The organism is Aliiroseovarius crassostreae, assembly GCF_001307765.1.
Lineage (GTDB): Bacteria > Pseudomonadota > Alphaproteobacteria > Rhodobacterales > Rhodobacteraceae > Aliiroseovarius > Aliiroseovarius crassostreae.
The window spans coordinates 228,255-251,744 of record NZ_LKBA01000001.1 but is presented as its reverse complement, the minus strand read 5'-3'; the positions used below and the strand labels follow the sequence as shown (position 1 = coordinate 251,744).

The window sequence follows — 23,490 nt, the reverse complement described above, 5'->3', positions numbered from 1 at the left end:
GTCATTCGCCGTCAAGAAGCCTGAGAAAATACGGATGCAAATCGGCATATGTCTTTACGAAATCATCTGTACCGAGGTGATTGGAGGCACGGTAGGAAAAGAAAAGTTCGTTGCGCAGGTCGATGAGGGTCTCCCTTTTCTTTGCCCAGGCCGCATCGGAACAGGCCCCAAATGAACCAAAATGCGTGTATCCGTTGAAACCTGCCGCAAACTCCAAGATCGAATTGCGGTCGCCGATTTCCGGCAAGTCCTCTTTTGTCAGCTCCATCTTACCCCTCCAGCGACTTCGTTAAAGCGTTTCGCGTTTAACCTGATCCACAAGGAATCACTTAACGCGTTGAAATCTTTGATTTCAGGCAGCGTTAGATGATTCAACATTAACGCGAAACGCTCTAGAGCGTGTTCAGTTCAATTGAATTCATCTGACAGGCCGAACGCGTTATGACATGCAAACGCTGCCTCGGCCTGTCGGATGAATGCATGAATCCGGTCAAACTGAACACGCTATAAATAGCAACAACAGGAAATCACACCGCCCAAAATAGAAAAAGCCGCAAGGTTTCCCCTGCGGCTTTGATCTTGGTGCAATGCGTCCGGCTTAGGCCAGAGCAGCCTTTGCTTTCTCGACGATCGCGCCGAAAGCTTCCGGCTCGTGCACGGCCAGGTCGGCCAGCACTTTGCGGTCGACTTCAACACCAGCCAGGTTCAGGCCGTTGATGAAGCGCGAATAGGTCAGGGCCTCGTCATGCGAACGCACGGCTGCGTTGATACGCTGGATCCACAGGGCGCGGAAATTGCGCTTGCGGTTCTTGCGGTCGCGGGTTGCGTATTGGTTCGCCTTGTCGACGGCCTGACGCGCTACCTTGAAGGTATTCTTGCGGCGGCCGTAATAGCCTTTTGCGGCCTTGACGACTTTTTTGTGACGGGCGTGAGTTGTGGTTCCACCTTTAACGCGGGACATATTCTATACTCCTCTTAGCGGTCGTAGGGCATGTAGCCCTTGACGATCTTTGCGTCGGGGGCGGACAGGGTGGTGGTGCCACGGGCATCGCGGATGAATTTCTTGGTCCGCTTGATCATACCGTGACGCTTACCGGCTTGGCCAGCGAGGACCTTGCCAGTTGCAGTCACCTTAAAGCGCTTCTTGGCGCTCGATTTGGTCTTCATCTTGGGCATTTCCGTCTCCTTCATGGGTTCGGTTCGGACGCGACTCGGCATGCCACTTGAGCCGGGCGCGCATGAAGTGTGGCGTATAGAAGGGATTCGCCAGTCTGACAAGGGGTATCAGCCCCCATTCAGCACAAAAAACCTGCGCGGGCGCAACGCCTTCTCAGTTGAGGATCCGCCCCAATACGGTGACAAACAGATCCGGGATATCCGCAATCGCATATCCGCCGGGCTTTCCCCGAACCGCCATGAAAATCAGCCCCCCTCCGATCAGAACCGTAATGGCGGCCACCCGGGGGGCATGACCATCCAGCATCGCGTTGAGGATGGCCGGGATCGACAGGACAAGAACGCAGATCCCGATCACCAGGAAAAGATCATGTGTCATCTGAATACCCTATATAAATAAGGTATTATTACTCCGCATCCGTGGCGAAAATCAACCTTTCGTCACAGGGGGCCACCCGCAGGATGTTGGTTGTGCCGGGCACGTTGAAGGGCACACCCGCCGTCACGACGATCTGATCATGCTCTTGCGCCAGCCCAGAGGCGCGGGCGGCCCGGGCCGCCGAAACCACTGCGGCCTTGAAGCGTTTGACCTCCCCCGGGGTGACAAAACAATTGGTGCCCCAGGACAGGCAGAGACGCCGCGCCGTCCCCCGCAGCGGGGTCAGCGCGATGATCGGCACCCGTGGCCGTTCCCGCGAGGTGAGCAGCGCCGTGGTGCCAGACTGGGTAAAACAGCAGATCGCCTTGATGTCGGTGGTTTCGGCAATCTCACGCGCGGCTGCAACGATGGCGTCATTCACGCCCCGTCGCGCGGCCACGCGCTGTGCATCCACCTGTTCGCGGTAGGTGGGATCATTTTCGACCTCGATGGCCACGGCATTCATCGTTGCCACGGCTTCAACCGGATAAGCCCCTGCCGCACTTTCGGCCGACAGCATGACCGCATCGGTCCCGTCATAAATCGCATTGGCCACGTCGGACACTTCCGCGCGGGTGGGCATCGGGCTTTCGATCATGCTTTCCAGCATCTGAGTCGCGACAATCACCGGTTTGCCGGCACGGTGGCAGGCATGGATCAGACGTTTCTGGATCGGCGGCACGGCCTGAACCGGCAGCTCGACACCAAGGTCACCACGCGCAACCATGATCCCATCCGAGACTTTCAGGATCTCGTCAAACGCATCCACTGCAGCCGGTTTTTCAATCTTTGACAGAACCGCGGCACGGCCCTGCGCCAGCGTGCGGGCCTCTTCCACATCCTCGGCCCGCTGCACAAAGCTGAGCGCAAGCCAATCGACCCCCAGCTGGCAGGCAAATTCCAGATCAGCACGGTCTTTTTCGGAAAGCGCTGCAAGGGGCAGCACCACATCGGGCACGTTCACACCTTTGCGGTCCGAAATCGTGCCGCCCACTTCGACGATGCAATTGGCGTGATCAGCGCTGCAATCCTTGACCCGCAGGCGCAGCTTACCATCATTGACCAGCAGGGTAGCCCCGGGCTCAAGAGCTGCAAAAATTTCGGGATGGGGCAGGCAGACACGGTGGCTTTCCCCCGGCGTAGCATCAAGATCAAAGCGGAAGACCTGCCCCTCTTCGATCTCGGTTGCACCGGCGGCAAAAACACCGCAACGCAATTTGGGGCCTTGCAGATCCGCCAGAATAGCGATCGGGCGTTCCAGGTCCTTTTCCACCTTGCGCACCAGCGCGTGGCGTTCGCGTTGCTCGTCATGAGTGCCATGGGACATGTTCATGCGAAACACATCAGCGCCCGCTTCGAACAAGGCCCGAATAGTGTCATAATCGCTGGAAGCAGGGCCAAGCGTGGCGACAATTTTTACATTTCTCTGGCGTCTCATCGGCATTTCCTTTTGGGCGACATCATCCCTCACCCGCTCTATAGCCAATATTGCGGGGCGGTGAAACGATATGTTAGCGCTCTCATCAATTTGTTTCGCGTCACTTTATGCGTGAGGGAACTGGTGCTTTTCCCTGCACTGACGTAAATGGCGGTAAGAGATGACCGTTACAAAACCATGACAGTGCTCCGATGAAAGACGCGATTTTGCATGATGCTTTTGAAATCATTGGCGAGACCCTGACCGGCCGCTGGGTGATTTCCTGCGACCACGCCTCAAACCGGGTGCCGCCCTGCGTCAATGGCGGAGACCTCGGGCTGCCCGAAGCCGATATGAACCGCCATATTGCCTATGATGTGGGCGCTGCCGGGGTTACCCGCCACCTGTCCCGGCTGCTTAACAGCCCCGCCATCCTGTCGCGGTTTTCGCGGCTTGTGGTGGATCCGAACCGGGGCGAGGACGACCCGACTGTTCTGATGAAGCTTTATGACGGGTCTATCATCCCCGCCAACCGCCACGCCGATGCCACCGAGCGCGAGCGGCGCCTTGCGGCGTTTCATCGCCCCTATCACGAGGCATTGGCCGGGGTTCTGGCCGCGCACCCGAACCCGGTTCTTCTGGCAATGCACAGTTATACCCCTCAGCTCAAGGGGCGCGAACCCCGCCCCTGGCATATTGCGGTGCTGCACGACAAGGACAGCCGGGTGGCAACGCCGCTATTGGCCCGCCTTGAGGCCGAGGGCGAATGGTGTGTCGGTGAAAATGAACCTTATGGCGGCCATCTGGATGGTGACAGCATTGATCGGCAAGCGTTGAAGCTGGGGCTTCCTAATGTGCTGATTGAGATCCGCAATGACCTGATTGAAACCGAGGCCCAACAGGCCTGGTGGGCAGAGCGGCTTGCACCGATCCTGACGGAAGTGCTGGTGGAGAGCGGGCTGTAAGGGGCTTTGCCCCTCGGCCCCCCTCTTGGAGGGAGGCCTCACCCCAAGGTATTTCAGGCAAGAAAAAAGGAGAGCACGGTGCCACATGTAAGGATAGAATATGCCGGTGTGACATCGGGAATGCAGGCGGCATGTGAGGCCGTTTTCGAGGCGTTGGCAGCCCATGACGCGATCCCTCACCCCGAAAGCCTGAAAGTGCGCGCCATTCCCTGCGATGCCTACCGTATCGGCACCGCCCCCTCCAGTTTCTGCCATGCGGTTCTGGCTTTGCTGCCGGGACGCAGCGAGACGGCAAAGAGGGAGTTGGCGCAGCTGATCCTTACGGTGCTGCGGCGCCAACTGCCAAATGTCGGCAGCCTGTCCGTTGACGTGGCGGATCTCAGCCCGTCTTATGCGAAAGACGTTTTATAAATGGAGCCCAGGATGGACGACCAGACCCGTATCGAGCTTGAAGCCGCCGCGTTTCGCGCGCTGCGTACGCATCTGATGGAAAAGCGCACCGACGTGCAGAACATCGACATGATGAACCTGGCCGGGTTTTGCCGCAACTGCCTGTCGCGCTGGTATCAGGAAGCGGCAAATGAGCGCGGCATCGAGATGGACAAGACCCAAGCGCGCGAGATCTTCTATGGCATGAGCATGGACGCGTGGAAGGCCAAGTATCAGACCGACGCCAGCCCGGAGAAACAGGCGGCCTTCAAAGTGGCTTTCGCTGAAAATGTGGGTGAAGAAAAGGCGTGACCCGCACGCTTTTGATCCTGACGGCCGTATCCGCCGCGCTGACCGTGGCCGGGTTTTATTACCACCCTGCCCTTGGTCTCTTCATGCTCGGTGGCATGGTGCTGATCGGCCTGTCGATCTGGAATGGCGGACAGAAAATGCTGGCGCTTTACCGCGCGCGCGAAGGCGAGGGGTTTGACACTTTCCTGACCGCGCTGCCGGATGTGGATCCGGCCATCGCACGTGCAGTCTATGACGCAATCCAGCACACCTGCTCCTCGGCCAAAAATCCGCTACCCCTGCGTCCCTCGGATCACGTAATCGACGATCTGATGCTGGATTTGGAAGAGCTGTTTTCCGAGGTTCTGCCCCGGATCATCACCTGCGTAGGGCAAGGGTCACCAGAAGGGCTTACGGATCTGACGGTTGGCGGGATTGCAAAGCACCTGCAGGGTTCTGTGCAATTTCGAACACCTTCTGTTTAAACTTTGATATTTCGCACATAAATTCACCCCTTATATCTGCTTCAAAAGGAGCAAGACATGAGACAACCCACCTATTTCATCTCCCATGGTGGCGGCCCCTGGCCCTGGATACCCCGCATGCGCCAGATGTTTGCCACGTTGGAAAGGTCCCTTGCCGCAATGCCGTCGAAATTGCCCGAACGCCCCAAAGCAGTTCTGATGATTTCAGGCCATTGGGAGAGCAACGGGTTTGACGTGATGTCATCCGCTGCGCCACCCATGGTCTATGACTATTCCGGCTTCCCGCCGGAGACATATGAAATCACCTACCCTGCCCCCGGCGATCCTGATCTTGCGCAAAGGACACAGGATCTGATCCGCGCTGCGGGACTGCCCAGCGCGTTGAATGCAGCGCAGGGATTTGACCACGGGGTGTTTGCGCCAATGGCAGTGATGTATCCGAAAGCCGATATGCCCACCTACCAGGTGTCCCTTGACAGGGCTTACGATCCTGCCCAGCACATGGCACTTGGCCGGGCCCTGGCCCCCTTGCGCGATGAAGGGGTGCTGATTGTCGGATCCGGCCTGTCTTATCACAATCTGCGCCTGATGGGCCCCGAGGCGCGCATTCCTTCAACGGAGTTTGACGCCTGGCTGAACACGGCCATGATGTTGTCACCGGACAAGCGCCGAGCAGCAATCCTGAACTGGGAGACGGCCCCCTCGGCCCGGATTGCGCACAAGGAGGAAGACCACCTTGTGCCGCTCTTTGCTGCCCTTGGCGCGGCCGAAGAAGACCCCGCCAGTGTGTGCTACCACGAAAAGGGGATTTTCGGAGGCGTCACCGCCACCAGCTTCCGGTTTGGGTAATGCGTGAGAGGGCGACACAAGAGGGCGTTTTCACCGGGCGTTTCGGTTTTCCCGTCTCAGGTCAAAGTTGAAACGCTTTCGTGGCGGGCCCTCCGCCCCCAATCAGATGACAGCCACCCTCTTTTCAGATCAAATCACAGACAAAAAACCCCGCACCTTACGGTGCGGGGCATCATTTCTTAGCTGTGATGCCCAATCACTCAGCCTTTTTCAGGCTTTCTTCCAGGTAAATTTCACGCAGGCGCGCCATGACCGGGCCGGGCTGACCATCCCCCAATGCCACCCCGTCAATTTCGACCACCGGCATCACAAAGGCCGAGGCCGAGGTAAAGAAAGCCTCATCTGCCTCCTGTGCCTCAGCAATTGTAAAGCTACGTTCCTCCACTTCCATCTGCGCCTCGCGGGCAAAGCGAAGAACGGCGGCACGGGTGATGCCATGCAGGATGTCGTTGGACAGGGCACGGGTGATAATTTTGCCCCCTTTGACGATATAGGCATTATTCGAGGTGCCTTCGGTCACATAGCCGTCTTCCACCAGCCAGGCATCATCACAGCCTGCCGCCTTGGCCATCATCTTGCCCATCGACGGGTAGAGCAGCTGCACCGTTTTGATGTCACGACGGCCCCAGCGGATATCTTCAATCGAGATCACCTTGACCGGCTTTACCGTCTCAGCCAGGCCGGGCTTGTTTTGGGTAAACAGCACCACCGTCGGCTTGACCTTGTCCGCATCCGGGAACACGAAATCCCGGTCACTATCCGCCCCGCGCGAGATTTGCAGATAGACCAGACCTTCGTCAATTTCATTGGCCCGCACCAACTCACGGTGCACCTCAAGCAAGTCCTCTTTCGAAATCGGGTTCTCGATCCCCAGCTCCTTCAGCGAACGTTCCAGACGCACCGCGTGGCCTTCAAAATCAATCAGCTTGCCGCCCAGAACCGACGTCACCTCATAAACCGCATCCGCGAACAGAAATCCGCGATCAAAGATCGAAACCTTTGCGTCGGTTTCCGGCAGATAGTCGCCATTCACATAAACGGTACGGGTCATTTGTGTCTCCTCGTTGGAACGCCGCGTCACGGGATGCAAGAAAGATTGACGGGGCAGTGGGTTGCTGTCTTGGCTGTTGACATTGAAGTCGTCAGGACTGGCCTAACGGATGAATTTGCAAAGGGGAAGCCTCAATGCCCGCCACACAATCTGCTTTGATCATGCTCGTGGCCGGAATCGGGATCCCGGTATTGGCGGCACTGAATGCGGCACTGGGCCAGCGGATGGGGTCGCCCGTAGCGGCAGGGGTGATCCTTTTCCTGGTGGCGCTGATCACGGCCAGCGCGGTTTTTCTATTTACCGGCAGTTCCCTCAAAGGTGCCATCGGCGCCCCTCCTCACCTGTTCCTCGCCGGGTACTTGGTGGCGTTTTACGTGCTGACCATCACCTGGGTGGCCCCCACATTCGGAGTGGGCAACGCGGTCTTTTTCGTCCTGATCGGACAATTGATCTCAGCTGCGATCATCGACCACTGGGGCCTGTTCGGCGCGACGCAGCATCCGCTGACCCTTGCCCGTGCAGGTGGCATTGCGGTGATGGGGGCTGGAGTTTTTCTGACCCAGATCGCCGGGCGCGGTTAAGCTTATCCCCAAAGGGCGGCCTCTGGCGGGTGCACCCCCTTGTCGTCAAACAACAAAGGGGCCTCGCGATCTTCCGCCAGCAAAAGCGGCCCGTCCAGATCGGTCACAACCGACCCCTGCGCAACCAGCACCGCCGGCGCCATCGCCAGGGACGAGCCGACCATACAGCCGGTCATCACCTTGTAGCCCTCGGCAAGGGCAGCCTCACGCAGACGCAACGCCTCGGTCAGACCACCGGTCTTGTCCAGCTTGATATTCACCACATCATATTTGCCTTTAAGCCCCGGCAGGCTGGAGCGGTCGTGGCAACTTTCATCAGCACAGACCGGCACAGGACGCTCCATCCCGATCAGCGCATCATCCTCTCCGGCCGGTAAGGGCTGCTCCACCAGCTGCACCCCAAGCCGCACCAAATGCGGGGCAAGATCGGCGTAAACCTCGGCGGTCCAGCCCTCATTTGCGTCAACAATGATACGCGACTTTGGCGCCCCTGCCCGCACCGCTTCCAGTCGTGGCATATCATCGGGCGTGCCCAGCTTGATCTTGAGCAAGGGACGGTGAGCGTTTTTTGCGGCCTGCGCCTGCATCTCGGCAGGCTCCGCCAATGACAGCGTATAGGCCGTAATCTCCGGCCCCGGGCGAGCTAGCCCCGCCAGTTCCCAAACCCGTTTTCCCGCGCGCTTGGCTCCCAGATCCCACAACGCGCAGTCAACGGCATTGCGCGCGGCCCCCGCTGGCAGAAGATCATAAAGCGCCTCACGCGTGATATCGCCTGACAGCCCCATGATCTCATCCGTCACACTCTCCAGCGTTTCGCCATAACGCGCATAAGGCACACATTCGCCCCAGCCCTGATGGTCCCCATCCTTCACCCGCACCGTCAGCACTTTCGCTTCGGTCCGTGATCCACGCGAGATAGTGAACACCTGCGCCAGTTTGAACACGTCAGGAGTAACTGAGATTTCCATGCGCCCGCCTTTTTCTTGCCTGAAATACCTTGGGGGTCTGGGGGCAAAGCCCCCAGCCTTCTGATCACATCAACGGCCTATCAGATCGCTGCCAGCGCATCCACCAGCTTGCCCGCGCCATAGCGGAACGGATCGGTCGCCGGCAGGCCCATGTCAGCTTCGACCTTGGCCAGATAAGCCTTGGCGTCGTCATCCGACATATGCTGCGTGTTGACCGAGATCCCGATGACCTTGCAGTCCGGGTTTGCCACCTTCGCCAGATTCAGCGCGGTGTCGCGCAGCGCTTCCAGCGAGGGCTGGGTATATTCCGGCAGGCCACGCATATGCGCGCGGGTCGGCTCGTGCGCCAGAACCAGCGCGTCCGGCTGGCCACCATGGATCAGCGCCATGGTCACACCCGAATAGGATACGTGGAACAGCGACCCCTGACCCTCGATGTGGTCCCAGTGATCTTCGTCATTGTCCGGGGTTAGCCATTCAACCGAACCGGCCATGAAGTCGGCAATCACAGCGTCCAGCGGCACACCATCGCCGGTGATCAGAATGCCGGTCTGACCGGTGGCGCGGAAGGTCGACTTCAGGCCACGCTTGCGCATTTCAGCGTCCATGCAAAGGGCCGTATACATCTTGCCCACCGAACAATCAGTGCCCACGGTCAGGCAGCGCTTTCCGGTCCGTTTTTTGCCATTGGCAATCGGGTAATCCACCTCGGGGATCCGCACGTCATGCAGTTCCTGCCCGGTGGCTTCGGCCACGGCCACAAGATCCGGCTCATCGCGCAGCAGGTTGTGCAGGCCCGAGGCCAGGTCAAACCCTTCCTCAAGCGCCATCACCAGCACTTTCTTCCACTCTTGCGAGATCACACCACCGCGGTTGGCCACGCCAACCACCAGCGTCTTCGCACCTGCCGCCTTGGCTTCTTGCAAGGTCATATCGGTCAGACCGAGGTCCGCACCACAGCCCTCCATGCGGAACTGCCCCACGGCATTTTCCGGACGCCAGTCACGGATGCCGATGGCAACCTTGGCGGCCAATTGATCAGGCGCATCACCCAGGAACAACAGGTACGGAGTTTTGATCATGGCCTAGGCCCTTTCCTCTTTTTGGTGTTAAATATTCCCCAATGGGCATTTTCACGATTCAATGCCGCATTTTCTTGCGAAGGCACGGCTGCTGGCGGAATTTGCACAAGTTTCTTCGTCTTTTTGATAATTTGGCGCAAATTTCTTTTGCAAGGCTGTCGGTAGCAGGAACATTGCCGCTGCGCGGCATAATGCTGCAAGCGCAAAATCAACTTGCCTTAACTCACGCAATTTCATAACGATTGCGCCAAGAAAATCGCAACTTCATTGCTCAGAGGTGATGCATGTCCTTCCGTATCCAACCCACCGCCCCGGCCCGCCCGAACCGCTGCCAATTATTTGGCCCGGGATCAAACACCAAGCTGTTCCCCAAAATGGCGGCTTCCGCTGCTGACGTGATCAACCTGGACCTCGAGGATTCGGTTGCTCCGTCGGACAAGGACGTTGCCCGCGCCAATATCATTGAGGCCCTGAACACGATCGACTGGGGCAACAAATACATGTCGGCACGGATCAACAGCCTCGACACGCCCTATTGGTATCGCGACGTTGTGGACCTGCTGGAGCAAGCCGGTGATCGCATCGACCAGATCATGATCCCCAAAGTGGGTTGTGCTGAAGACGTCTATGCGGTGGACGCGCTGGTCACGGCAATCGAACGCGCGAAGGGCCGCACCAAGCCGGTCAGCTTTGAAGTGATCATCGAATCGGCTGCCGGTATCGCCCATGTCGAAGCCATCGCAGCATCCAGCCCCCGCCTGCAGGCCATGTCGCTGGGCGCAGCTGATTTCGCAGCCTCGATGGGCATGCAGACCACCGGCATCGGCGGCACGCAGGAAAACTATTATATGCTGCGCGAAGGCGAGAAGCACTGGTCCGACCCGTGGCACTGGGCACAGGCTGCCATCGTTGCCGCCTGCCGCACCCACGGCATCTTGCCGGTCGACGGCCCGTTCGGCGATTTTTCGGACGACGAGGGCTACATCGCGCAGGCGAAGCGCTCGGCAACGCTGGGCATGGTGGGCAAATGGGCGATCCACCCGAAACAGATCGCTCTCGCAAACGAGGTCTTCACCCCGTCTGAAGAAGCCGTCACCGAAGCGCGCGAGATCCTGGCCGCGATGGAACAGGCGAAGGCCAATGGCGAAGGCGCCACTGTCTACAAGGGCCGCCTTGTCGACATCGCATCAATCAAACAGGCCGAAGTGATCGTCGCCCAGGCAGAGTTGATCGCCAATAGCTGATCAGACCTCTCTTCCCCAACTGGCCCTGCCCACGCGGCAGGGATTTCGCCAGCAGCCCACGCAAAACTACGCAGCTCCGCCTCGGGCACAGGTTTCACCGGCCATGGCGTGAAACACCCGGTGCCCGTGAAAACGCGACATCGCAGCAACATCCGCCAGAGTATCCAGCGACAGATCGCCGTTCGGATTGTCGTGAATGTGGTTAAGCACCCGGACCAGCCGGTCTTCATATCGCATTTGAGCACCCCTTCTGACCTTTCCCCCTGTTTCTGCCGCAAGAGCCGTGCATAAATCTTGCCAAACGTCCCTCCGCCCAACCCGGCTCAAGGCGCGTTTTCCGGGGGCTGGCCGTTGCAATGCGGCTTCCCAAGCGTCATATAGCAGGAAACAGGTATCAATCAGGCGTGGCCATGACTCACTATCTCGAATTTGAAAAACCACTGGCAGAAATCGAAGGCAAGGCAGAAGAACTGCGGGCCATGGCGCGAGCCAATGAAGAGATGGATGTGGAGGGTGAGGCCGCAGCGCTGGACGCCAAGGCGGACACATTGCTGAAAGAGCTTTACGAAAACCTGACAGCCTGGCGCAAATGCCAGGTGGCGCGCCATCCGGAACGCCCCCATTGCAAGGATTATATCGACGCCCTGTTCACCGAATACACCCCGCTGGCCGGTGACCGGAACTTTGCCGATGACCACGCCGTCATGGGCGGGCTTGCCCGGATCGGGGATATGCCTGTGGTGGTGATGGGGCAGGAAAAGGGTCACGATACCAAGTCCCGCATCGAACGCAATTTCGGCATGGCCCGCCCGGAAGGGTATCGCAAGGCCATCCGCCTGATGGATCTGGCGGATCGTTTCGGCCTGCCCATCGTGGCACTTGTCGACACACCCGGCGCCTATCCGGGCAAGGGGGCCGAAGAGCGCGGCCAGTCCGAAGCCATCGCCCGCTCGACCGAACGCTGCCTCAACGCCAATGTTCCGGTGATCTCGGTGATCATCGGCGAAGGCGGGTCCGGTGGTGCGGTTGCTCTGGCCACGGCCAATACGGTGATGATGCTGGAACATTCGATCTATTCCGTCATTTCCCCCGAAGGGTGCGCCTCAATCCTGTGGAAAGACTCCGAGAAGATGCGGGAGGCCGCCGAAGCTCTTCGTCTGACCGCGCAAGACCTCAAGAAACTGGGTGTGATCGACACGATTATCGACGAGCCGATGGGCGGTGCGCAACGCGACCGCAAAGGCACAATCGAAGCCGTTGGGAAAGCCATCGAAGAGGAACTGAAGGCCCTTATGGACCGCATGAAGGGCGACGCCCTGAAAAAGGAGCGGCGCGAGAAATTCCTCAAGATGGGGTCGCAGGGCCTTACGGCCTGATCGCAATCCTCCGTCAGAAACAGAAAGGGCCCCGAGAGGGCCCTTTTTTGTCAGATCACCAAAGTGTCTGCGCCGCCTTGCTGGGCCAATCCCGATCGAAGGCCTCCCCATCAAATTCGCCCGAGGACTGTTCTTTCAACATCTCCCCCAGGCTGGGAATATCGGGCGGAGTATGATCCGCACGCCAGAGCCCCGATCGCATGATGGATTTGGCGCATTGGGCATAGATTTCATCAATCTGCACAACGGTCACCAACCCCGGGAGCTTTTCCCCCTGCGCACGCGCAAACCTTTGGCGCAGCGCCTCATCCACCGTCAGACGGGCCCGCCCATTCAGGCGCACAACAATATCGACATGCGGCACCATGAACATGAGAGAGACGCGCGGGTCGCGGACAATATTGCGCAGACTGTCGATCCGGTTGTTGCCCCTCCAGTCCGGCAACGCGATATGGCGCTCATCCAGCTCCAACACCACCGGCCCGTCATCCCCCCGCGGGCTGCCATCGGTCCCTTCGGGGCCAACAGTGCTGAGCACGCAGAACTTGGATGCCATGATCCATTTGCGATAGGTGGGGGTCATGCGCTTTGCCACTTTGACAAGCGACGCTTTTGAAGGGGAGGAATAAAGCGCCTCCAGCTCTTCTATTGTTTCAAGATATTCCATGTTCCCCTCAAAACTAGTTTTCTAGTTTTCCTAGAAGTTGCGCTTCCCTGTCTTTAGGTCAAACCCCGCCTCTTCCATCAGTGCGTTAGACCGGGTTTCCACGGCGGCCTCCATCTCTGACATGAAGGACTTAAGGTCCTTGCCCGCCTCAATCCGTGGCAGGAACTCCACCACAGCTGTTCCAGGATATCGCATGATCCCGTGGCGTTTCCAAAACACACCCACATTGGTGGCCGCCGGCACCACGTCCTGCGCCGTTTCCTTGTAAAGCACACCAGCACCGACTTTATACGGCTTCTCTGCGCCTGCCGCCACACGTGTGCCTTGCGGGAAAATCACCAACTGCCCCGGGGCCGCCGCACCGGATTTCACATCCGCCACCATCTGCTTGATCGCTGCCCCGCGCTTGCCGCGATCCACCGGAACCGAATTGGTGTATTTGCCGTAAAGCCCAATCACAGGCGCCCATTTCAGTTGCTTCTTCATGATGTATTTCGGACGGGGAAGGACGCTTGCAATCAACAGAATATCAAAGAAACTCTGATGCTTGGCTGCAATGATCACCTCATCTTGCGGCACGTCCCCCCGGATTTCGGACTTCAGCCCCACCATCCAGGACGCCGTCCAGCGCACCCAATTGCAATAGGCGCGGATCGCCACGAAGGTAAAATCCTTCTTCACCCAGATCAAAGGGATGAAACCAAAGCCAATAATGGGAAGAACCAGATACATCTGGGTGATGAACAGAAGCGAGCGAACCCACTGAATGGCGTGACGCATTAGCGTTTCTCCTGCAAGGTGGCCAAAGCGGCCTGTCGGGTTGCAATAAAGGCGACAAAAGCAGCCACGGGCGGTATCCCCAGCGGCAAAAGCCAGTGCCCCCCCTGGAACCCAAGCCCGGTCAGGAAACTGCCCTGATCCACACCTGAGGGCAACAGCAGGATTGCAATCATCCCAATCGCCGTGCCACCTAACGCCCCCATGAACGCCCTGAGGGTGTACCGACGCACAAAAGCCCGGGCGATATAGGCATCCTGGGCGCCGACAAGGCGCAAAACCCGAATGACCTGTTCATTTGCGGAAAGGGCAGCTGAGGCCGCCAGGGTAATAACCACCCCTGCCAGCGCGGTGATCAACCCCATGGCCGCGTATCCCAACAGGCGCAGCCGACCGGCCGCTTTGACCAGAGGCTCTCTCCAGCGGTTATGATCATCAAAGACAGCGCCCGGCGCCTCCCCTGCCAAACGCGCGCGCAGCCCCTCGACATCCACGCCGGTGTCATCTTCGATCACCTCGATAAGACGTGGGATGGGCAAACGCTCCAGCGGCAGGTCCGGCCCGAACCACGGCTCCAACAGCTTGCGCTGCTCATCATCCCCCAGTGGACGGGCCTCTTTGACCCCCTCTGTGGTCGCAAGCACCTCCATCACGGCCAGCACCTGGATGTCAATTTGATCCGCAGGCGCCGAGATGCGAATCGTGGCACTTTTCGCCAGCGCCTGCGCCCAGCGATCCGCAAGCCGCCCAGAGGCAAGTGACAGGGCAAGCGCAAAAACCGCCAGAAAGGCCATAGCCCCTGCAGCAAATACCGTCAGGCGCGCCGTAAAACCCGTTGGGGGCACAACCCGGTCTGCCTGTGCATCGCCAGACACCAGATGCAAAAGCTGCCTCACCCGAACGCTCATAGGTCTGCCCCCGCTGCCTGTAACTGACCCCCTGAGATCCGCAGCACCCGCGTTGGCACCAGCGCCTTTGCCTGTCGGATCAGGTTCATGTCATGGGTCGCAATCAACACGGTTTTCCCCAGTTTGTTGAGTTCGACCAGCAAGGTCAGCAACCGCAACGACATGTCCCAATCAACATTGCCCGTCGGCTCATCCGCCAAAATGACATCCGGCGACATGATCACAGCCCGGGCCAGTGCGGCCCTCTGCCGCTCACCGCCGGACAATTCCGGGGGGCGCGCATCGGCGTGGGAGGTTAACCCAACCCAGGCCAGAAGCTCATTCAGTTCCTGCATGTCGCTCATCGGGCGCCCCGCAACCGCCAAAGGCAACGCAATATTCTCAGCAACCGATAGATGGTCGAGGAACTGGCAATCCTGGTGAACAACCCCGATTCGGCGCCGAACCACAGCCACGTCGTCCCGGCTCATCTGCCGGGTATCCTGCCCAAAAAGGGTCGCCGCCCCATGGGTCGGCACCAGTTCTCCGTAACACAGCTTGAGGAAGGTGGTCTTCCCCGCCCCCGAAGGGCCGGTCAGGAAATGAAACGATCCCGGTGGGATCTGTAGCGTCATGTCACGCAAAAGCGATCCGCCGCCATACCCGTAAGACACTTGTGTCAGCTCGATCACTTTCTACCCCCACCTGATGTGGCGACAGTTTTGCCCCACAAGGTCAATTGTTTCAATGTAATGATTGCCTTGGTTCGGTTTTCAGGTCTATCTTGCTCATATTACATCTTAAAAGGCAGGTGGTGCCACCCATTGTGGTGGCAGGACGGGTGAGAAAATGCGTTTGGTTTGCCCCAATTGCGGAGCACAATACGAGGTTGATGATCGCGTCATGCCTGAGACTGGGCGTGATGTGCAGTGTTCTGCGTGTGGCCACGCCTGGTTTCAACGCGGCGCCCAGATGCCGGAAGACACCGCCGAAGCGATCATGGATCCCGCCGTGATCGAGGCAGAAGAGATCCTTCAGGAGGAAGAGCCGGAGCAAGAGCTGGTTTCTGACCCTACATCCGATCATTCAGCTGCAGAGGAAACGCCGCCACGGCGCTCCCTGAGCCCAGACGTGCAGACAATCCTGCAAGAGGAAGCGCAGCGCGAATTGGAAGCGCGTCAATCACATCAGGAACAGATCGAAACCCAAACCGAAATGGGTTTGGAAGAGTTTGATGAGGAAGAGGCGCAACGGCAATCCATACGCGAACGTATGGCGCGACTTCGCGGTGCCGACGATGATTTCGAAGCCACCCAGGCACTTACCGAAGGTCGTGGACGAGATCTGCTGCCTGACATCGAGGAAATCAACTCTACTCTCGATGCCCAGCAAGGGGATGGGATAGAGCAGGAAGGCAGTGATCCAGCCACATCAAAGACCCGTAGCGGATATCGCAAAGGGTTTATGTTGAGCGTCGGGCTCGCCCTGATCTTGCTGCTTCTGTACGCATACGCTCCAACCCTCGCCGAAGCAGTTCCCCAACTTGACCCCCTACTTGATAGCTACGTCTCAGCCGTTGATTGGGGGCGTTTGGCTATAAGGTCTTTTTTTGAAGGTGTTATCTTGAAACTGCAGGGAGCGAACAGCCTCTGATCGTTTTGAAGAAGGTTTCGAGCGCCGGGTTATCGTAGCAATTGCCTTTGCCGCTCATCCGCTGCCCCCGCAGTGTATGTTAACATGCATAAGAGGGGGGCCAGCCGATCACACGTCGAGAATGCAGGCCCAGAACGACGGCCAGATACAGCCATCCCTCACGCGTCCCGACATAGCTGATATCGCCCGCCCATTTTTGGTTGGGCTGGTCAGCAGTAAAGTTGCGATCCAACAGGTTCGGCGCAATGTTGAACGTGTGAGTGCTGTCGGTTGTCACCTTGTGTTTGCGGGTTCTCACAACGGATATGCCGTTCTGACGCATCAAGCGGCCTACACGGCGGTGCCCGACGTTCAGGCCAATCTCTTTCAGCTCTTCCGTCATGCGCGCTCTGCCATAGCTGCCCAAACTGAGACGCGACTGCTCTTTGATATGTGCCAGCGTCACCAGATCGGACCGCTGCCTGCGGCTGGCGGGACGACTGCGGAAGGCCCGCAGACCACGTGAACTGACATCCATGACCTCGCAAAGACGGTTGGTCGGGAAATCGCGGTATGCTCTTCCCCTCTCGGGATCATGCTGCGCATGACCCTGCCGGGCAGTGGATGAACCTAAACCTCATGGCTTTTGGCCCGCGAAGAACTGCGTTGCTTTTTTAAGATCTCCCTCTCCTCCTTGAGGATGCGGATCTCGCGCCGAAGTCGTTCGTTCTCCCGCGCAAGCTCGAGGTCTTTGTCCGACACCACCTCAGTGTCGCGATGCGCCGTGCCCCACTTGTTCAATGTCGATAGGCCAACGCCCAGATCGTGAGCCACCTGTTTACGCGCAAGCCCACTCGTCAGCACGATCCGCATCGCATCCTGGCGGAATTCGTCCGTCCGTTTCAGTCCCATAGTCGGTCTCCTTTGTTGCAGTAAATGCTATCAAAGGAGCGGCATCAAACCGCGACAGGTCCACTTAGCGCACACAGCATGGCCTCGTTAGGTCGGGTTCAACGGACGCTTACGCAATTTTCATCTTGTTTCGAGGTCGAACCTTTGTATCTCCACTTCAGTCATGACGTGGATACCATTGGCAGGAGCTGCGTATATCGTGAACCAATAGAATTCATCAGAGCCGAGCATGTCTTCGATGTATCTTCTGTTTTGTTCATGTTCTGGAGCGTCCCTTGGATATTCATAGGCATCACGCCGACCATCGGACCAGGAATGCACACCAATGATGGCTCCACTTTCGATAGAGCGCTGTATGCCCGCGAGAAACAGGTCAACGCCACCTGAGTATATCTCGCTGGTTGCTCTCAAGTGAGTGTTTAATCCAAGCTCTCGAACCCTATAGGCCAGAGCAATCATGGTATCGTCGTCTAACGATCCCGGAACATCGAGTTCGACAAGTGTTCTGATCTGCGGGTTTTGCCGGTAGATATCCTCGAATTGATCAAGTGTTTTGCTATTGATTTCTCCAGTCATAAGCAAAGTGGTCCCTTCAACCTGAAACTCGGTTGTTTCTACCATGTTGAGGGCAGTGACAGCGATCATCTCACACGCGGAAAGAATACAAACAGACAGAATTATCAGTAGCTTTTTCATTTCGTTTCGGCCTTTTGAGTAAACTTCCACGGCATTAAAGCGGATCCGACTGGAGGTCGGAAGATTTAGGCCAATGAGTGGATACTGAAACAGACCAATCATGCACGAGTGTTCATACTCGACCAATTATGTGGGCTGATCATGGCTACGGAGCAACTTCCGCTCGATTTGACGTAGTCGCCAATTGTCCTGCCGTTCCCGGACCTTTTTCATCGCAGCAAGCCCCAGTTTGGCATGCCCCCGGTCGGCGGCTCCATCGAGCATTCTGACCAGATAAGCGGTGCAAGTTTTGCGGGCGCGCAATAGCTCGAAAAACCGAGCTTCGCACATCGTGCCTTGTATCATCTCAAGCGCCATAGGTTTCAGGATTTTCATGCGCCGAAATGCGGGGGGGATCTTGTGGGTCAGATAGGGCCAGCGCAGATCAACTGTGTTCTCACCCGCCAGACGCTCCACATGGCTGCGGTCCATCGCGATCAACGGATCATGTACCAGATAGGCCTTACCAGCAGCGCGGATCCCCTCCGCTGCATCGCGATAAGGACCGGTTGACCAATCTGTGATTTTCTTGGCAAATTTATAACGTTTTTCAAATGGAGCGAGATCAGCAGCCAAAGTAGACTGCGGAGCAAAGGCCACCACCGTACAGCCTGGCGCCAATCGGGCAAACGTGGCCGCACCGAATGCTCCCATTGAAGCGCCATACATGGTCACGGCGGGATAGGAGGAAAACACGCCGCGCTCCTGCAATCCTTCCATGACGGGGACCAGATCCGGGGACTGATACCAATCATTACGCTTGACCATCACCCCCAACATCCCCCAGCCGTGGCTTTCGGCCAGTTCAAAAGCCCAAGGCTTGCGTGGTCCTTCGGATTTGATTGAGGACAGGTTGTCAAACCCGCATAGAAGCCGGTCTTTGCCGGGCAAATGAACTACCGCATAATTCTCTGTCTCATGAAACTCCCCTCCGCGCTGTGATGCAAGATCCCTTATCTCGCTAAAATTGAGATTGATGGCTGATTTTTGGGGGATGTCTTTAGCAGGCTGTCCGACTTTGGGTTGAGGGTCGTTTTGTGTATTAAGCGTGGATAGTTCTGGCACAAAACTGGGGACATCCAGCTGTTCATGGGCGCAAATATCTCGCATCATGACGACATATTCTTCTTGCTTCATCAACTCATGAAATCGCATCTCGCGCCAAGCTTGTGCGCTGGCCTGAATGGGCAGCGCTTTACCATCGCAGGCGGCGTCGATTTGGTCAATCTCTTCCCTAATCCTATGCGCTTGCTTTGCGAGGGTGTCATCGTGGCCTCCTTTCGGAGCCCAATGACGCCAATAGCGCGCCTTCATCTCGCGGTTCACGTGACCTGACTTGCCGCGATCACATTTCAGGGTAAAACTCGCGATATCTTTGACGATGTAATGATAAAGGGCCGCGTATTTCTGGCCCTCGCCATCTGCAAAGCCCACGTTGATGTCCTGTGGATTGGACAGCGCATTGCGGGAGCCATCATAAGCGTTCCAGTCGGATTTCTGTGGCGACTTCGGTGAATGCACCCCGAAACGATGAAAAGATGTAGGGCGAAACAGCGTTTTTGTCGGGAGCTTAAAAGCCTTCTGATTGTCTGACGTGTGGCAGGTCTGAAAACGTTCGGTCACTAGGTCTGTTGAAAGAGAAACATGCCCGCTGCACCCAAAATTCCGCCAGTTCATACGGATTTCATCGGCATCGTCAGGATAATGTGACAATAGAGCGGTCATAGTGCCGTCGCCAACGCTGATGACCGGAAACTCGTCGATATCAAGCGCCATGGCCCAGTCTGCGGACTTAAATAACTTGGACTGGCTCGCTTGCCTATAGGAATACCGTTGCGGAGAGGCAAAACTTGCACCGTCATTATCGATGAAATGGATCAAACCGCGCTCGTCTAGGAGCTGCAGCAGGTCTTTTGTTCCATCCGTTGAATCATTCTGGAAAACTAGGAAGTCAGTGAAGCCAACTATCCGGTTCCAAGCCAGCCATTCCAGAAAAAAGGCACCTTCATTCTTGACGGTGCAGACTGCAAGAAAACGTTTCATATTGCTCTTTAATGCCCCTGTTGAACGGGAGATCTTTAATCCAGATACTGCTTACACAAATTACTACAATCCGTTGGGGAATGGAATAGATCTGTGAGCGATAGTTGAACCACGACCGCTATCGGAGCTTAGAGTAGGGGCGCGGGCCTGAATCAGATTTGCCCACACAGAGACCCCGATGACCAAAACCAACATGGACCTTTCCGAACTGCTCGCAAAGCAGGATGGCGGCGACTTTCTACGCAGCGTCGCTAAAGCCGTCCTGCAGCTGATCATAGAAGCCGAAGTTCGCCGTCTCAAGAAAGAGGTAGCCCGGGTCACGGAGGAACGCGACGTCCTAACAAAGGGTGAGACCATTTTCCGCCATTGGTCCGAGGACAATGGTCGAACGCGTCCTTCGCCAGGGATGCATCCCTCTCGGGACATTGCTGCGCAATACCCTGCCGGGCGGTGAGTGAGGTACGCGTTCATAGACGCGCATCACTCCGATCGCGGGTCGCAATATCTATCGATCAAGTACACTGAGCGGTTGGCAGAGGCGAAGATTGCTCCGTCAGTCGGCAGTGTGGGAGACGCGTATGACAACGCGATGGCCGAAACGATCAACGGCCTGTTAAAAGCCGAAGTCAGTCACAGACGCGGGCCATGGCGCAGCTTTGAGGCCGTCGAATACGCCACCCTCGAATGGGTGGATTGGTTCAATAACCGCCGCCTGCTGGAGCCTGTCGGGAACATCCCGCCAGCCGAAGCAGAGGCAAACTTCTATGCAGATCTGGAAAGATCAGACATGGCAGCGTAACTAAAACAAATAAGCCTCCGGCAAACCCGGCGCAGTCAAAACCTTATAAGACCTGGCGTCAGACACGGCGTTTGTTACGTTGGCCTATCAACTGGAATGCCAAACTTCAGGAATTTTACTTAAACCCGCAGTAAAGGCCCGAGAGAAACTCTCTCGGGCCTTTGTCTGTCCGATAATCCGGAATGCTTCAGGCGGCCCTCGGGCGTGATCCTTTCCGCATCAGGCACCTTGCTCCGGCACCAGCGCATCTGGCATATTCTGATAGCACACAGGCCGCAGGAAACGCCGGATCGACAAAGTGCCAACCGAAGTTGCACCGAAATTGGTCGAGGCAGGGTAAGGTCCGCCATGCACCATCGTATCTGCCACTTCCACACCTGTCGGGAACCCATTGGCCAACACCCGGCCTGCCTTGCGCTCAAGGATGGGCATGAGGGATTGGGCGCTGGCCATATCCGCATCATCCATATGCAAAGTGCATGTCAGCTGACCTTGCAGGTGCATCGCAATCTCGCGCATCTCCTCCACGGTGTCGACTTCGACAATCACCCCCAGCGGGCCAAACACCTCTTCTGCAAGAGCCTCGTTTGCAAGCCATGTCTTGGCCGTGGTCTTGTAAAGATATGGGGTCGCATCGCGCTGATCACACATGCTCGTCAGCACTTCCTGCACCCCTGCTGTGGATGCGACACGTCGCTGACCGTCGCGATAGGCGCTGGCGATCCCGTCGGTCAGCATGGTCTGCGCACCGACCTGGGCCAGCGCGGTCTGGGCGGTTACGGTGAAGGCCTCTGCCTCTGGTCCTGCACGCAGGATGGCGATCCCGGGGTTGGTGCAGAATTGCCCTGCTCCCATGCTGAGCGACCCTGCCCAGCCCGTGGCGATCTGCTCTCCGCGGCCTGCCAAAGCATGATCCAGAATGAACATCGGGTTGACGGATCCCAACTCACCAAAGAACGGGATTGGCTCCGGGCGGGCGGCACAAAGATCAAACAGGGCACGCCCACCCGCAAGCGACCCGGTAAAGCCGACCGCCTTGATCAACGGGTGCTGCACCAAAGCGGCGCCAACGGCGCGATCCCCGCCCTGGATCAGGCTGAACACACCGGGATCAAGGTCACATTTGGCAATCGCCGCATGGATCGCCTCCGCAATGATTTCGCCGGTTCCGGGATGGGCCGAGTGGCCTTTCACCACCACCGGACAGCCTGCCGCCAGGGCCGCTGCGGTGTCCCCTCCCGCCGTCGAAAAGGCCAGAGGGAAATTGGAGGCACCAAACACGGCAACCGGACCAATCGGGCGTTGCACCATTTTCAGATCCGGGCGCGGCAGGGGCGCGCGATTGGGCAAAGCCGGGTCATGACGTCGGTCCAGATAGTCCCCTTGCAGGATATGGTCTGCAAACAGGCGCAACTGGCCGGTTGTGCGGCCCCGCTCCCCTTGCAGGCGCGCCTCAGGCAGACCGGTCTCCTGGGTGCCGATTTCGGTGATCATCTCGGCCCGCGCCTCGATTTCATCCGCAATCGCATTGAGGAATGCGGCGCGGGTTTCGCGAGAGGAGTAGCCAAAGCTCCAGAATGCAGTTTCGGCGGCTTGTGCGGCGGCATTCACATCCGCGACGCGCCCCACTGCAAAGTCATGGCTTGGACCATGGGCCGGGCTGGAGGCAAAGCTCTGATCCCCATCTGTCCAGCTGCCGGCGACAAGGTGTTTTCCATGCGGTTTGAAGATCGTCATTTGTGTTCCCGTGAGCAGATTAAGTGGCGAACGGCCCGATTGGGACGCACGCGGTGCATTTAGTGGATATTGTATCCAATTTTAGGAGCGCTGCAAGCCTCATTCCCTCCGCCCCCTCAGGAACACGAGTTACCCTTCCTCAGCCGCGCGTTGCGCTGCAATCAATTCCAACAAAGAGGATTTGGTGCGCTCGATATGGCGTTCAAGCAAAGCACAAGCCTGATCCACAGAACCCGATTTCGCCAGCTCCAACAGTTTCCGATGCTCTTCCTTCGCCGGCTCGCGTTGCTTCATCACACTGAGATGGATCCGCACATACCGATCCGAATGCACACTGAGACGGGCCAGGATTTCATCTGACAACGGGCGCTTCGCAGCGGCATATAGCGCACAATGATAGTCGAAATTCAGCTTGCCCCAACGGCTGACATCATCATCCTGGTAAGAGACCGCCATTTCATCCAGCAGCTTCTCGCACCGAAGAAAGTCACCCTCGGTCATCGCGGGAATGGAATGGCGGAACAGATCCACCTCGATCAGCATCCGCAGATCGAAAATCTCACCGATTTCCCGCAAGGAATGCTTGATGACAGACCCCCCGCGATGGTTTTCCCACATCACCAGCCCTTCCGCACTGAGCCGTTTCAGCGCCTCCCGCACTGGCATGCGCGACACGCCATACTCATCTGCAAGCAGCTCCTGCCGGATTGCCTCGCCTTCTTTCAGTTCACCGCTGAGGATCCGTTCGCGTAGGTCATTCGCAATCAACTCGGGCAAGCTTTGCTTCACCACTGCTCTTTTCCCAGACATATGCCCCCCCTGCGGATTTTGTATTTTGGATGTAAACCACTCAATTATCTATAAACACTTCAGTCCACGCCGGAAAACCCGAAATAAGGATTGTGGGAAGGATGCGCTTTTTGTATCCAATATCCATAAATCATATAGGCCTATATGCTCAGAAACAGG

The 23,490-nt window shown here is 57.6% G+C and carries 26 protein-coding genes and 4 pseudogenes; 11 read left to right on the top strand and 19 right to left on the bottom strand.

Annotated features, from left to right (window positions below; genetic code table 11):
• Nucleotide 1: 1 nt before the first annotated feature.
• The 5 genes from AKJ29_RS01395 to pyk all read right to left on the bottom strand — a co-directional run bounded on the left by AKJ29_RS01395 (nt 2) and on the right by pyk (nt 3,032).
• Nucleotides 2–268: a hypothetical protein gene (locus AKJ29_RS01395; protein ID WP_055187388.1), complete on the bottom strand. Its 267-nt coding sequence runs from the start codon at nt 266–268 to the stop codon at nt 2–4.
• Between the two features lie 330 nt (nt 269–598).
• Nucleotides 599–961 (bottom strand): 50S ribosomal protein L20, encoded by a 363-nt coding sequence (rplT, locus tag AKJ29_RS01390; protein ID WP_055187387.1) that lies wholly within the window; start codon nt 959–961, stop codon nt 599–601.
• Between the two features lie 14 nt (nt 962–975).
• A complete protein-coding gene (gene rpmI / locus AKJ29_RS01385; RefSeq protein WP_055187494.1) occupies nt 976–1,176 on the bottom strand; it encodes a 50S ribosomal protein L35 in 201 nt (66 codons plus the stop codon).
• Between the two features lie 154 nt (nt 1,177–1,330).
• Nucleotides 1,331–1,555: a hypothetical protein gene (locus tag AKJ29_RS01380; protein WP_055187386.1), complete on the bottom strand. Its 225-nt coding sequence runs from the start codon at nt 1,553–1,555 to the stop codon at nt 1,331–1,333.
• A 28-nt stretch (nt 1,556–1,583) separates the two neighbouring features.
• Nucleotides 1,584–3,032, bottom strand: coding sequence for a pyruvate kinase (pyk, locus tag AKJ29_RS01375; protein ID WP_055187385.1), 1,449 nt, complete (start codon nt 3,030–3,032; stop codon nt 1,584–1,586).
• Nucleotides 3,033–3,223: 191 nt separating this feature from the next.
• Between pyk and AKJ29_RS01370 the strand changes: the two genes are divergently transcribed.
• The 5 genes from AKJ29_RS01370 to AKJ29_RS01350 all read left to right on the top strand — a co-directional run bounded on the left by AKJ29_RS01370 (nt 3,224) and on the right by AKJ29_RS01350 (nt 6,030).
• Nucleotides 3,224–3,976, top strand: a complete 753-nt coding sequence (locus AKJ29_RS01370) for an N-formylglutamate amidohydrolase (protein ID WP_055187384.1) — start codon at nt 3,224–3,226, stop codon at nt 3,974–3,976.
• A 78-nt stretch (nt 3,977–4,054) separates the two neighbouring features.
• Entirely contained in the window at nt 4,055–4,387 is a 333-nt protein-coding gene (locus AKJ29_RS01365; protein ID WP_074963675.1) for a 5-carboxymethyl-2-hydroxymuconate Delta-isomerase, read from the top strand.
• A 12-nt stretch (nt 4,388–4,399) separates the two neighbouring features.
• Nucleotides 4,400–4,717 (top strand): DUF1244 domain-containing protein, encoded by a 318-nt coding sequence (locus AKJ29_RS01360; protein ID WP_055187493.1) that lies wholly within the window; start codon nt 4,400–4,402, stop codon nt 4,715–4,717.
• The gene (locus AKJ29_RS01355) at nt 4,714–5,181 is read left to right on the top strand and encodes a hypothetical protein (protein ID WP_055187382.1); all 468 of its coding nucleotides are present in this window, start codon (nt 4,714–4,716) and stop codon (nt 5,179–5,181) included. Before AKJ29_RS01360 ends, AKJ29_RS01355 begins: the two co-directional genes overlap by 4 nt.
• Nucleotides 5,182–5,238: 57 nt before the next feature.
• Nucleotides 5,239–6,030: a DODA-type extradiol aromatic ring-opening family dioxygenase gene (locus tag AKJ29_RS01350; protein WP_055187381.1), complete on the top strand. Its 792-nt coding sequence runs from the start codon at nt 5,239–5,241 to the stop codon at nt 6,028–6,030.
• 196 nt (nt 6,031–6,226) lie between these two features.
• Here the strand turns inward: AKJ29_RS01350 and AKJ29_RS01345 are convergent, their stop codons facing one another.
• A complete protein-coding gene (locus tag AKJ29_RS01345; RefSeq protein WP_055187380.1) occupies nt 6,227–7,081 on the bottom strand; it encodes a D-amino-acid transaminase in 855 nt (284 codons plus the stop codon).
• Nucleotides 7,082–7,215: 134 nt separating this feature from the next.
• On the opposite strand from AKJ29_RS01345, the gene AKJ29_RS01340 reads away from it, so the two are divergent.
• Nucleotides 7,216–7,662 (top strand): DMT family transporter, encoded by a 447-nt coding sequence (locus AKJ29_RS01340; protein WP_055187379.1) that lies wholly within the window; start codon nt 7,216–7,218, stop codon nt 7,660–7,662.
• A 2-nt stretch (nt 7,663–7,664) separates the two neighbouring features.
• Here AKJ29_RS01340 and dgcA read toward each other — a convergent pair whose 3' ends face one another.
• The 3 genes from dgcA to AKJ29_RS19130 form a co-directional block, all read right to left on the bottom strand.
• Nucleotides 7,665–8,630 (bottom strand): N-acetyl-D-Glu racemase DgcA, encoded by a 966-nt coding sequence (dgcA, locus tag AKJ29_RS01335; RefSeq protein WP_055187378.1) that lies wholly within the window; start codon nt 8,628–8,630, stop codon nt 7,665–7,667.
• 80 nt (nt 8,631–8,710) lie between these two features.
• Nucleotides 8,711–9,712, bottom strand: coding sequence for an N-acetyltransferase DgcN (dgcN, locus tag AKJ29_RS01330; RefSeq protein WP_055187377.1), 1,002 nt, complete (start codon nt 9,710–9,712; stop codon nt 8,711–8,713).
• A gap of 51 nt (nt 9,713–9,763) precedes the next feature.
• A complete protein-coding gene (locus AKJ29_RS19130; protein ID WP_139231374.1) occupies nt 9,764–9,949 on the bottom strand; it encodes a hypothetical protein in 186 nt (61 codons plus the stop codon).
• Nucleotides 9,950–9,996: 47 nt separating this feature from the next.
• Between AKJ29_RS19130 and AKJ29_RS01325 the strand changes: the two genes are divergently transcribed.
• A complete protein-coding gene (locus AKJ29_RS01325; protein ID WP_055187376.1) occupies nt 9,997–10,956 on the top strand; it encodes an L-malyl-CoA/beta-methylmalyl-CoA lyase in 960 nt (319 codons plus the stop codon).
• Between the two features lie 81 nt (nt 10,957–11,037).
• Here the strand turns inward: AKJ29_RS01325 and AKJ29_RS18535 are convergent.
• Nucleotides 11,038–11,193: pseudogene (locus AKJ29_RS18535) on the bottom strand (AraC family transcriptional regulator); the annotation flags it as partial.
• A gap of 173 nt (nt 11,194–11,366) precedes the next feature.
• Between AKJ29_RS18535 and AKJ29_RS01320 the strand changes: the two are divergent.
• Nucleotides 11,367–12,332, top strand: coding sequence for an acetyl-CoA carboxylase carboxyltransferase subunit alpha (locus AKJ29_RS01320; protein ID WP_055187375.1), 966 nt, complete (start codon nt 11,367–11,369; stop codon nt 12,330–12,332).
• A 55-nt stretch (nt 12,333–12,387) separates the two neighbouring features.
• Here the strand turns inward: AKJ29_RS01320 and AKJ29_RS01315 are convergent, their stop codons facing one another.
• The 4 genes from AKJ29_RS01315 to AKJ29_RS01300 are packed head-to-tail and all read right to left on the bottom strand — an operon-like array spanning nt 12,388 to nt 15,355.
• Nucleotides 12,388–12,999 carry a pyridoxamine 5'-phosphate oxidase family protein gene (locus tag AKJ29_RS01315; RefSeq protein ID WP_055187374.1) on the bottom strand — a complete coding sequence of 204 codons (612 nt, stop codon included), beginning with the start codon at nt 12,997–12,999 and terminating at the stop codon, nt 12,388–12,390.
• Nucleotides 13,000–13,029: 30 nt separating this feature from the next.
• Nucleotides 13,030–13,779: a lysophospholipid acyltransferase family protein gene (locus tag AKJ29_RS01310; RefSeq protein ID WP_055187373.1), complete on the bottom strand. Its 750-nt coding sequence runs from the start codon at nt 13,777–13,779 to the stop codon at nt 13,030–13,032.
• Complete coding sequence (locus AKJ29_RS01305; RefSeq protein WP_055187372.1) at nt 13,779–14,684, bottom strand: cell division protein FtsX; 906 nt, start codon at nt 14,682–14,684, stop codon at nt 13,779–13,781. Before AKJ29_RS01305 ends, AKJ29_RS01310 begins: the two co-directional genes overlap by 1 nt.
• Nucleotides 14,681–15,355 carry a cell division ATP-binding protein FtsE gene (locus AKJ29_RS01300; RefSeq protein ID WP_055187371.1) on the bottom strand — a complete coding sequence of 225 codons (675 nt, stop codon included), beginning with the start codon at nt 15,353–15,355 and terminating at the stop codon, nt 14,681–14,683. Before AKJ29_RS01300 ends, AKJ29_RS01305 begins: the two co-directional genes overlap by 4 nt.
• Nucleotides 15,356–15,512: 157 nt before the next feature.
• Between AKJ29_RS01300 and AKJ29_RS01295 the strand changes: the two genes are divergently transcribed.
• Nucleotides 15,513–16,316, top strand: a complete 804-nt coding sequence (locus AKJ29_RS01295; RefSeq protein WP_055187370.1) for a zinc-ribbon domain-containing protein — start codon at nt 15,513–15,515, stop codon at nt 16,314–16,316.
• Here the strand turns inward: AKJ29_RS01295 and AKJ29_RS18530 are convergent.
• The 3 genes and pseudogenes from AKJ29_RS18530 to AKJ29_RS01275 form a co-directional block, all read right to left on the bottom strand.
• Nucleotides 16,312–17,207: pseudogene (locus AKJ29_RS18530) on the bottom strand (IS3 family transposase); the annotation flags it as partial. The gene AKJ29_RS01295 and the pseudogene AKJ29_RS18530 sit on opposite strands and share 5 nt — an antisense overlap.
• A gap of 120 nt (nt 17,208–17,327) precedes the next feature.
• Complete coding sequence (locus tag AKJ29_RS01280; RefSeq protein WP_152972421.1) at nt 17,328–18,005, bottom strand: COG3904 family protein; 678 nt, start codon at nt 18,003–18,005, stop codon at nt 17,328–17,330.
• A gap of 24 nt (nt 18,006–18,029) precedes the next feature.
• Nucleotides 18,030–19,985, bottom strand: a complete 1,956-nt coding sequence (locus AKJ29_RS01275) for a glycosyltransferase family 2 protein (protein WP_055187368.1) — start codon at nt 19,983–19,985, stop codon at nt 18,030–18,032.
• A gap of 178 nt (nt 19,986–20,163) precedes the next feature.
• On the opposite strand from AKJ29_RS01275, the pseudogene AKJ29_RS20650 reads away from it, so the two are divergent.
• Nucleotides 20,164–20,395 (top strand): annotated as a pseudogene (locus AKJ29_RS20650) (hypothetical protein); the annotation flags it as partial.
• A 68-nt stretch (nt 20,396–20,463) separates the two neighbouring features.
• A pseudogene (locus AKJ29_RS01265) lies at nt 20,464–20,784 on the top strand (integrase core domain-containing protein); the annotation flags it as partial.
• Nucleotides 20,785–21,003: 219 nt separating this feature from the next.
• Here the strand turns inward: AKJ29_RS01265 and AKJ29_RS01260 are convergent.
• Together AKJ29_RS01260 and AKJ29_RS01255 are read right to left on the bottom strand one after the other, a co-directional pair.
• Nucleotides 21,004–22,521, bottom strand: a complete 1,518-nt coding sequence (locus AKJ29_RS01260; RefSeq protein WP_055187366.1) for an aldehyde dehydrogenase (NADP(+)) — start codon at nt 22,519–22,521, stop codon at nt 21,004–21,006.
• A gap of 129 nt (nt 22,522–22,650) precedes the next feature.
• Nucleotides 22,651–23,331 carry a GntR family transcriptional regulator gene (locus AKJ29_RS01255; RefSeq protein WP_055187365.1) on the bottom strand — a complete coding sequence of 227 codons (681 nt, stop codon included), beginning with the start codon at nt 23,329–23,331 and terminating at the stop codon, nt 22,651–22,653.
• Nucleotides 23,332–23,490 lie beyond the last annotated feature (159 nt).

Excerpts from the sequence above, each read along its gene's own strand:
- AKJ29_RS01325 (WP_055187376.1), top strand. The coding sequence starts at position 9,997 with ATGTCCTTCCGTATCCAACCCACCGCCCCGGCCCGCCCGAACCGCTGC.
- AKJ29_RS01360 (WP_055187493.1), top strand. The coding sequence starts at position 4,400 with ATGGACGACCAGACCCGTATCGAGCTTGAAGCCGCCGCGTTTCGCGCG.
- pyk (WP_055187385.1), bottom strand. The coding sequence starts at position 3,032 with ATGAGACGCCAGAGAAATGTAAAAATTGTCGCCACGCTTGGCCCTGCT.
- AKJ29_RS01315 (WP_055187374.1), bottom strand. The coding sequence starts at position 12,999 with ATGGAATATCTTGAAACAATAGAAGAGCTGGAGGCGCTTTATTCCTCC.
- AKJ29_RS19130 (WP_139231374.1), bottom strand. The coding sequence starts at position 9,949 with ATGAAATTGCGTGAGTTAAGGCAAGTTGATTTTGCGCTTGCAGCATTA.
- dgcA (WP_055187378.1), bottom strand. The coding sequence starts at position 8,630 with ATGGAAATCTCAGTTACTCCTGACGTGTTCAAACTGGCGCAGGTGTTC.
- AKJ29_RS01275 (WP_055187368.1), bottom strand. The coding sequence starts at position 19,985 with ATGAAACGTTTTCTTGCAGTCTGCACCGTCAAGAATGAAGGTGCCTTT.
- AKJ29_RS01310 (WP_055187373.1), bottom strand. The coding sequence starts at position 13,779 with ATGCGTCACGCCATTCAGTGGGTTCGCTCGCTTCTGTTCATCACCCAG.
- AKJ29_RS01320 (WP_055187375.1), top strand. The coding sequence starts at position 11,367 with ATGACTCACTATCTCGAATTTGAAAAACCACTGGCAGAAATCGAAGGC.
- AKJ29_RS01370 (WP_055187384.1), top strand. The coding sequence starts at position 3,224 with ATGAAAGACGCGATTTTGCATGATGCTTTTGAAATCATTGGCGAGACC.
- AKJ29_RS01350 (WP_055187381.1), top strand. The coding sequence starts at position 5,239 with ATGAGACAACCCACCTATTTCATCTCCCATGGTGGCGGCCCCTGGCCC.
- rplT (WP_055187387.1), bottom strand. The coding sequence starts at position 961 with ATGTCCCGCGTTAAAGGTGGAACCACAACTCACGCCCGTCACAAAAAA.
- rpmI (WP_055187494.1), bottom strand. The coding sequence starts at position 1,176 with ATGCCCAAGATGAAGACCAAATCGAGCGCCAAGAAGCGCTTTAAGGTG.
- AKJ29_RS01295 (WP_055187370.1), top strand. The coding sequence starts at position 15,513 with ATGCGTTTGGTTTGCCCCAATTGCGGAGCACAATACGAGGTTGATGAT.
- AKJ29_RS01395 (WP_055187388.1), bottom strand. The coding sequence starts at position 268 with ATGGAGCTGACAAAAGAGGACTTGCCGGAAATCGGCGACCGCAATTCG.
- AKJ29_RS01345 (WP_055187380.1), bottom strand. The coding sequence starts at position 7,081 with ATGACCCGTACCGTTTATGTGAATGGCGACTATCTGCCGGAAACCGAC.
- AKJ29_RS01340 (WP_055187379.1), top strand. The coding sequence starts at position 7,216 with ATGCCCGCCACACAATCTGCTTTGATCATGCTCGTGGCCGGAATCGGG.
- AKJ29_RS01255 (WP_055187365.1), bottom strand. The coding sequence starts at position 23,331 with ATGTCTGGGAAAAGAGCAGTGGTGAAGCAAAGCTTGCCCGAGTTGATT.
- AKJ29_RS01260 (WP_055187366.1), bottom strand. The coding sequence starts at position 22,521 with ATGACGATCTTCAAACCGCATGGAAAACACCTTGTCGCCGGCAGCTGG.
- dgcN (WP_055187377.1), bottom strand. The coding sequence starts at position 9,712 with ATGATCAAAACTCCGTACCTGTTGTTCCTGGGTGATGCGCCTGATCAA.
- AKJ29_RS01380 (WP_055187386.1), bottom strand. The coding sequence starts at position 1,555 with ATGACACATGATCTTTTCCTGGTGATCGGGATCTGCGTTCTTGTCCTG.
- AKJ29_RS01305 (WP_055187372.1), bottom strand. The coding sequence starts at position 14,684 with ATGAGCGTTCGGGTGAGGCAGCTTTTGCATCTGGTGTCTGGCGATGCA.
- AKJ29_RS01280 (WP_152972421.1), bottom strand. The coding sequence starts at position 18,005 with ATGATTGGTCTGTTTCAGTATCCACTCATTGGCCTAAATCTTCCGACC.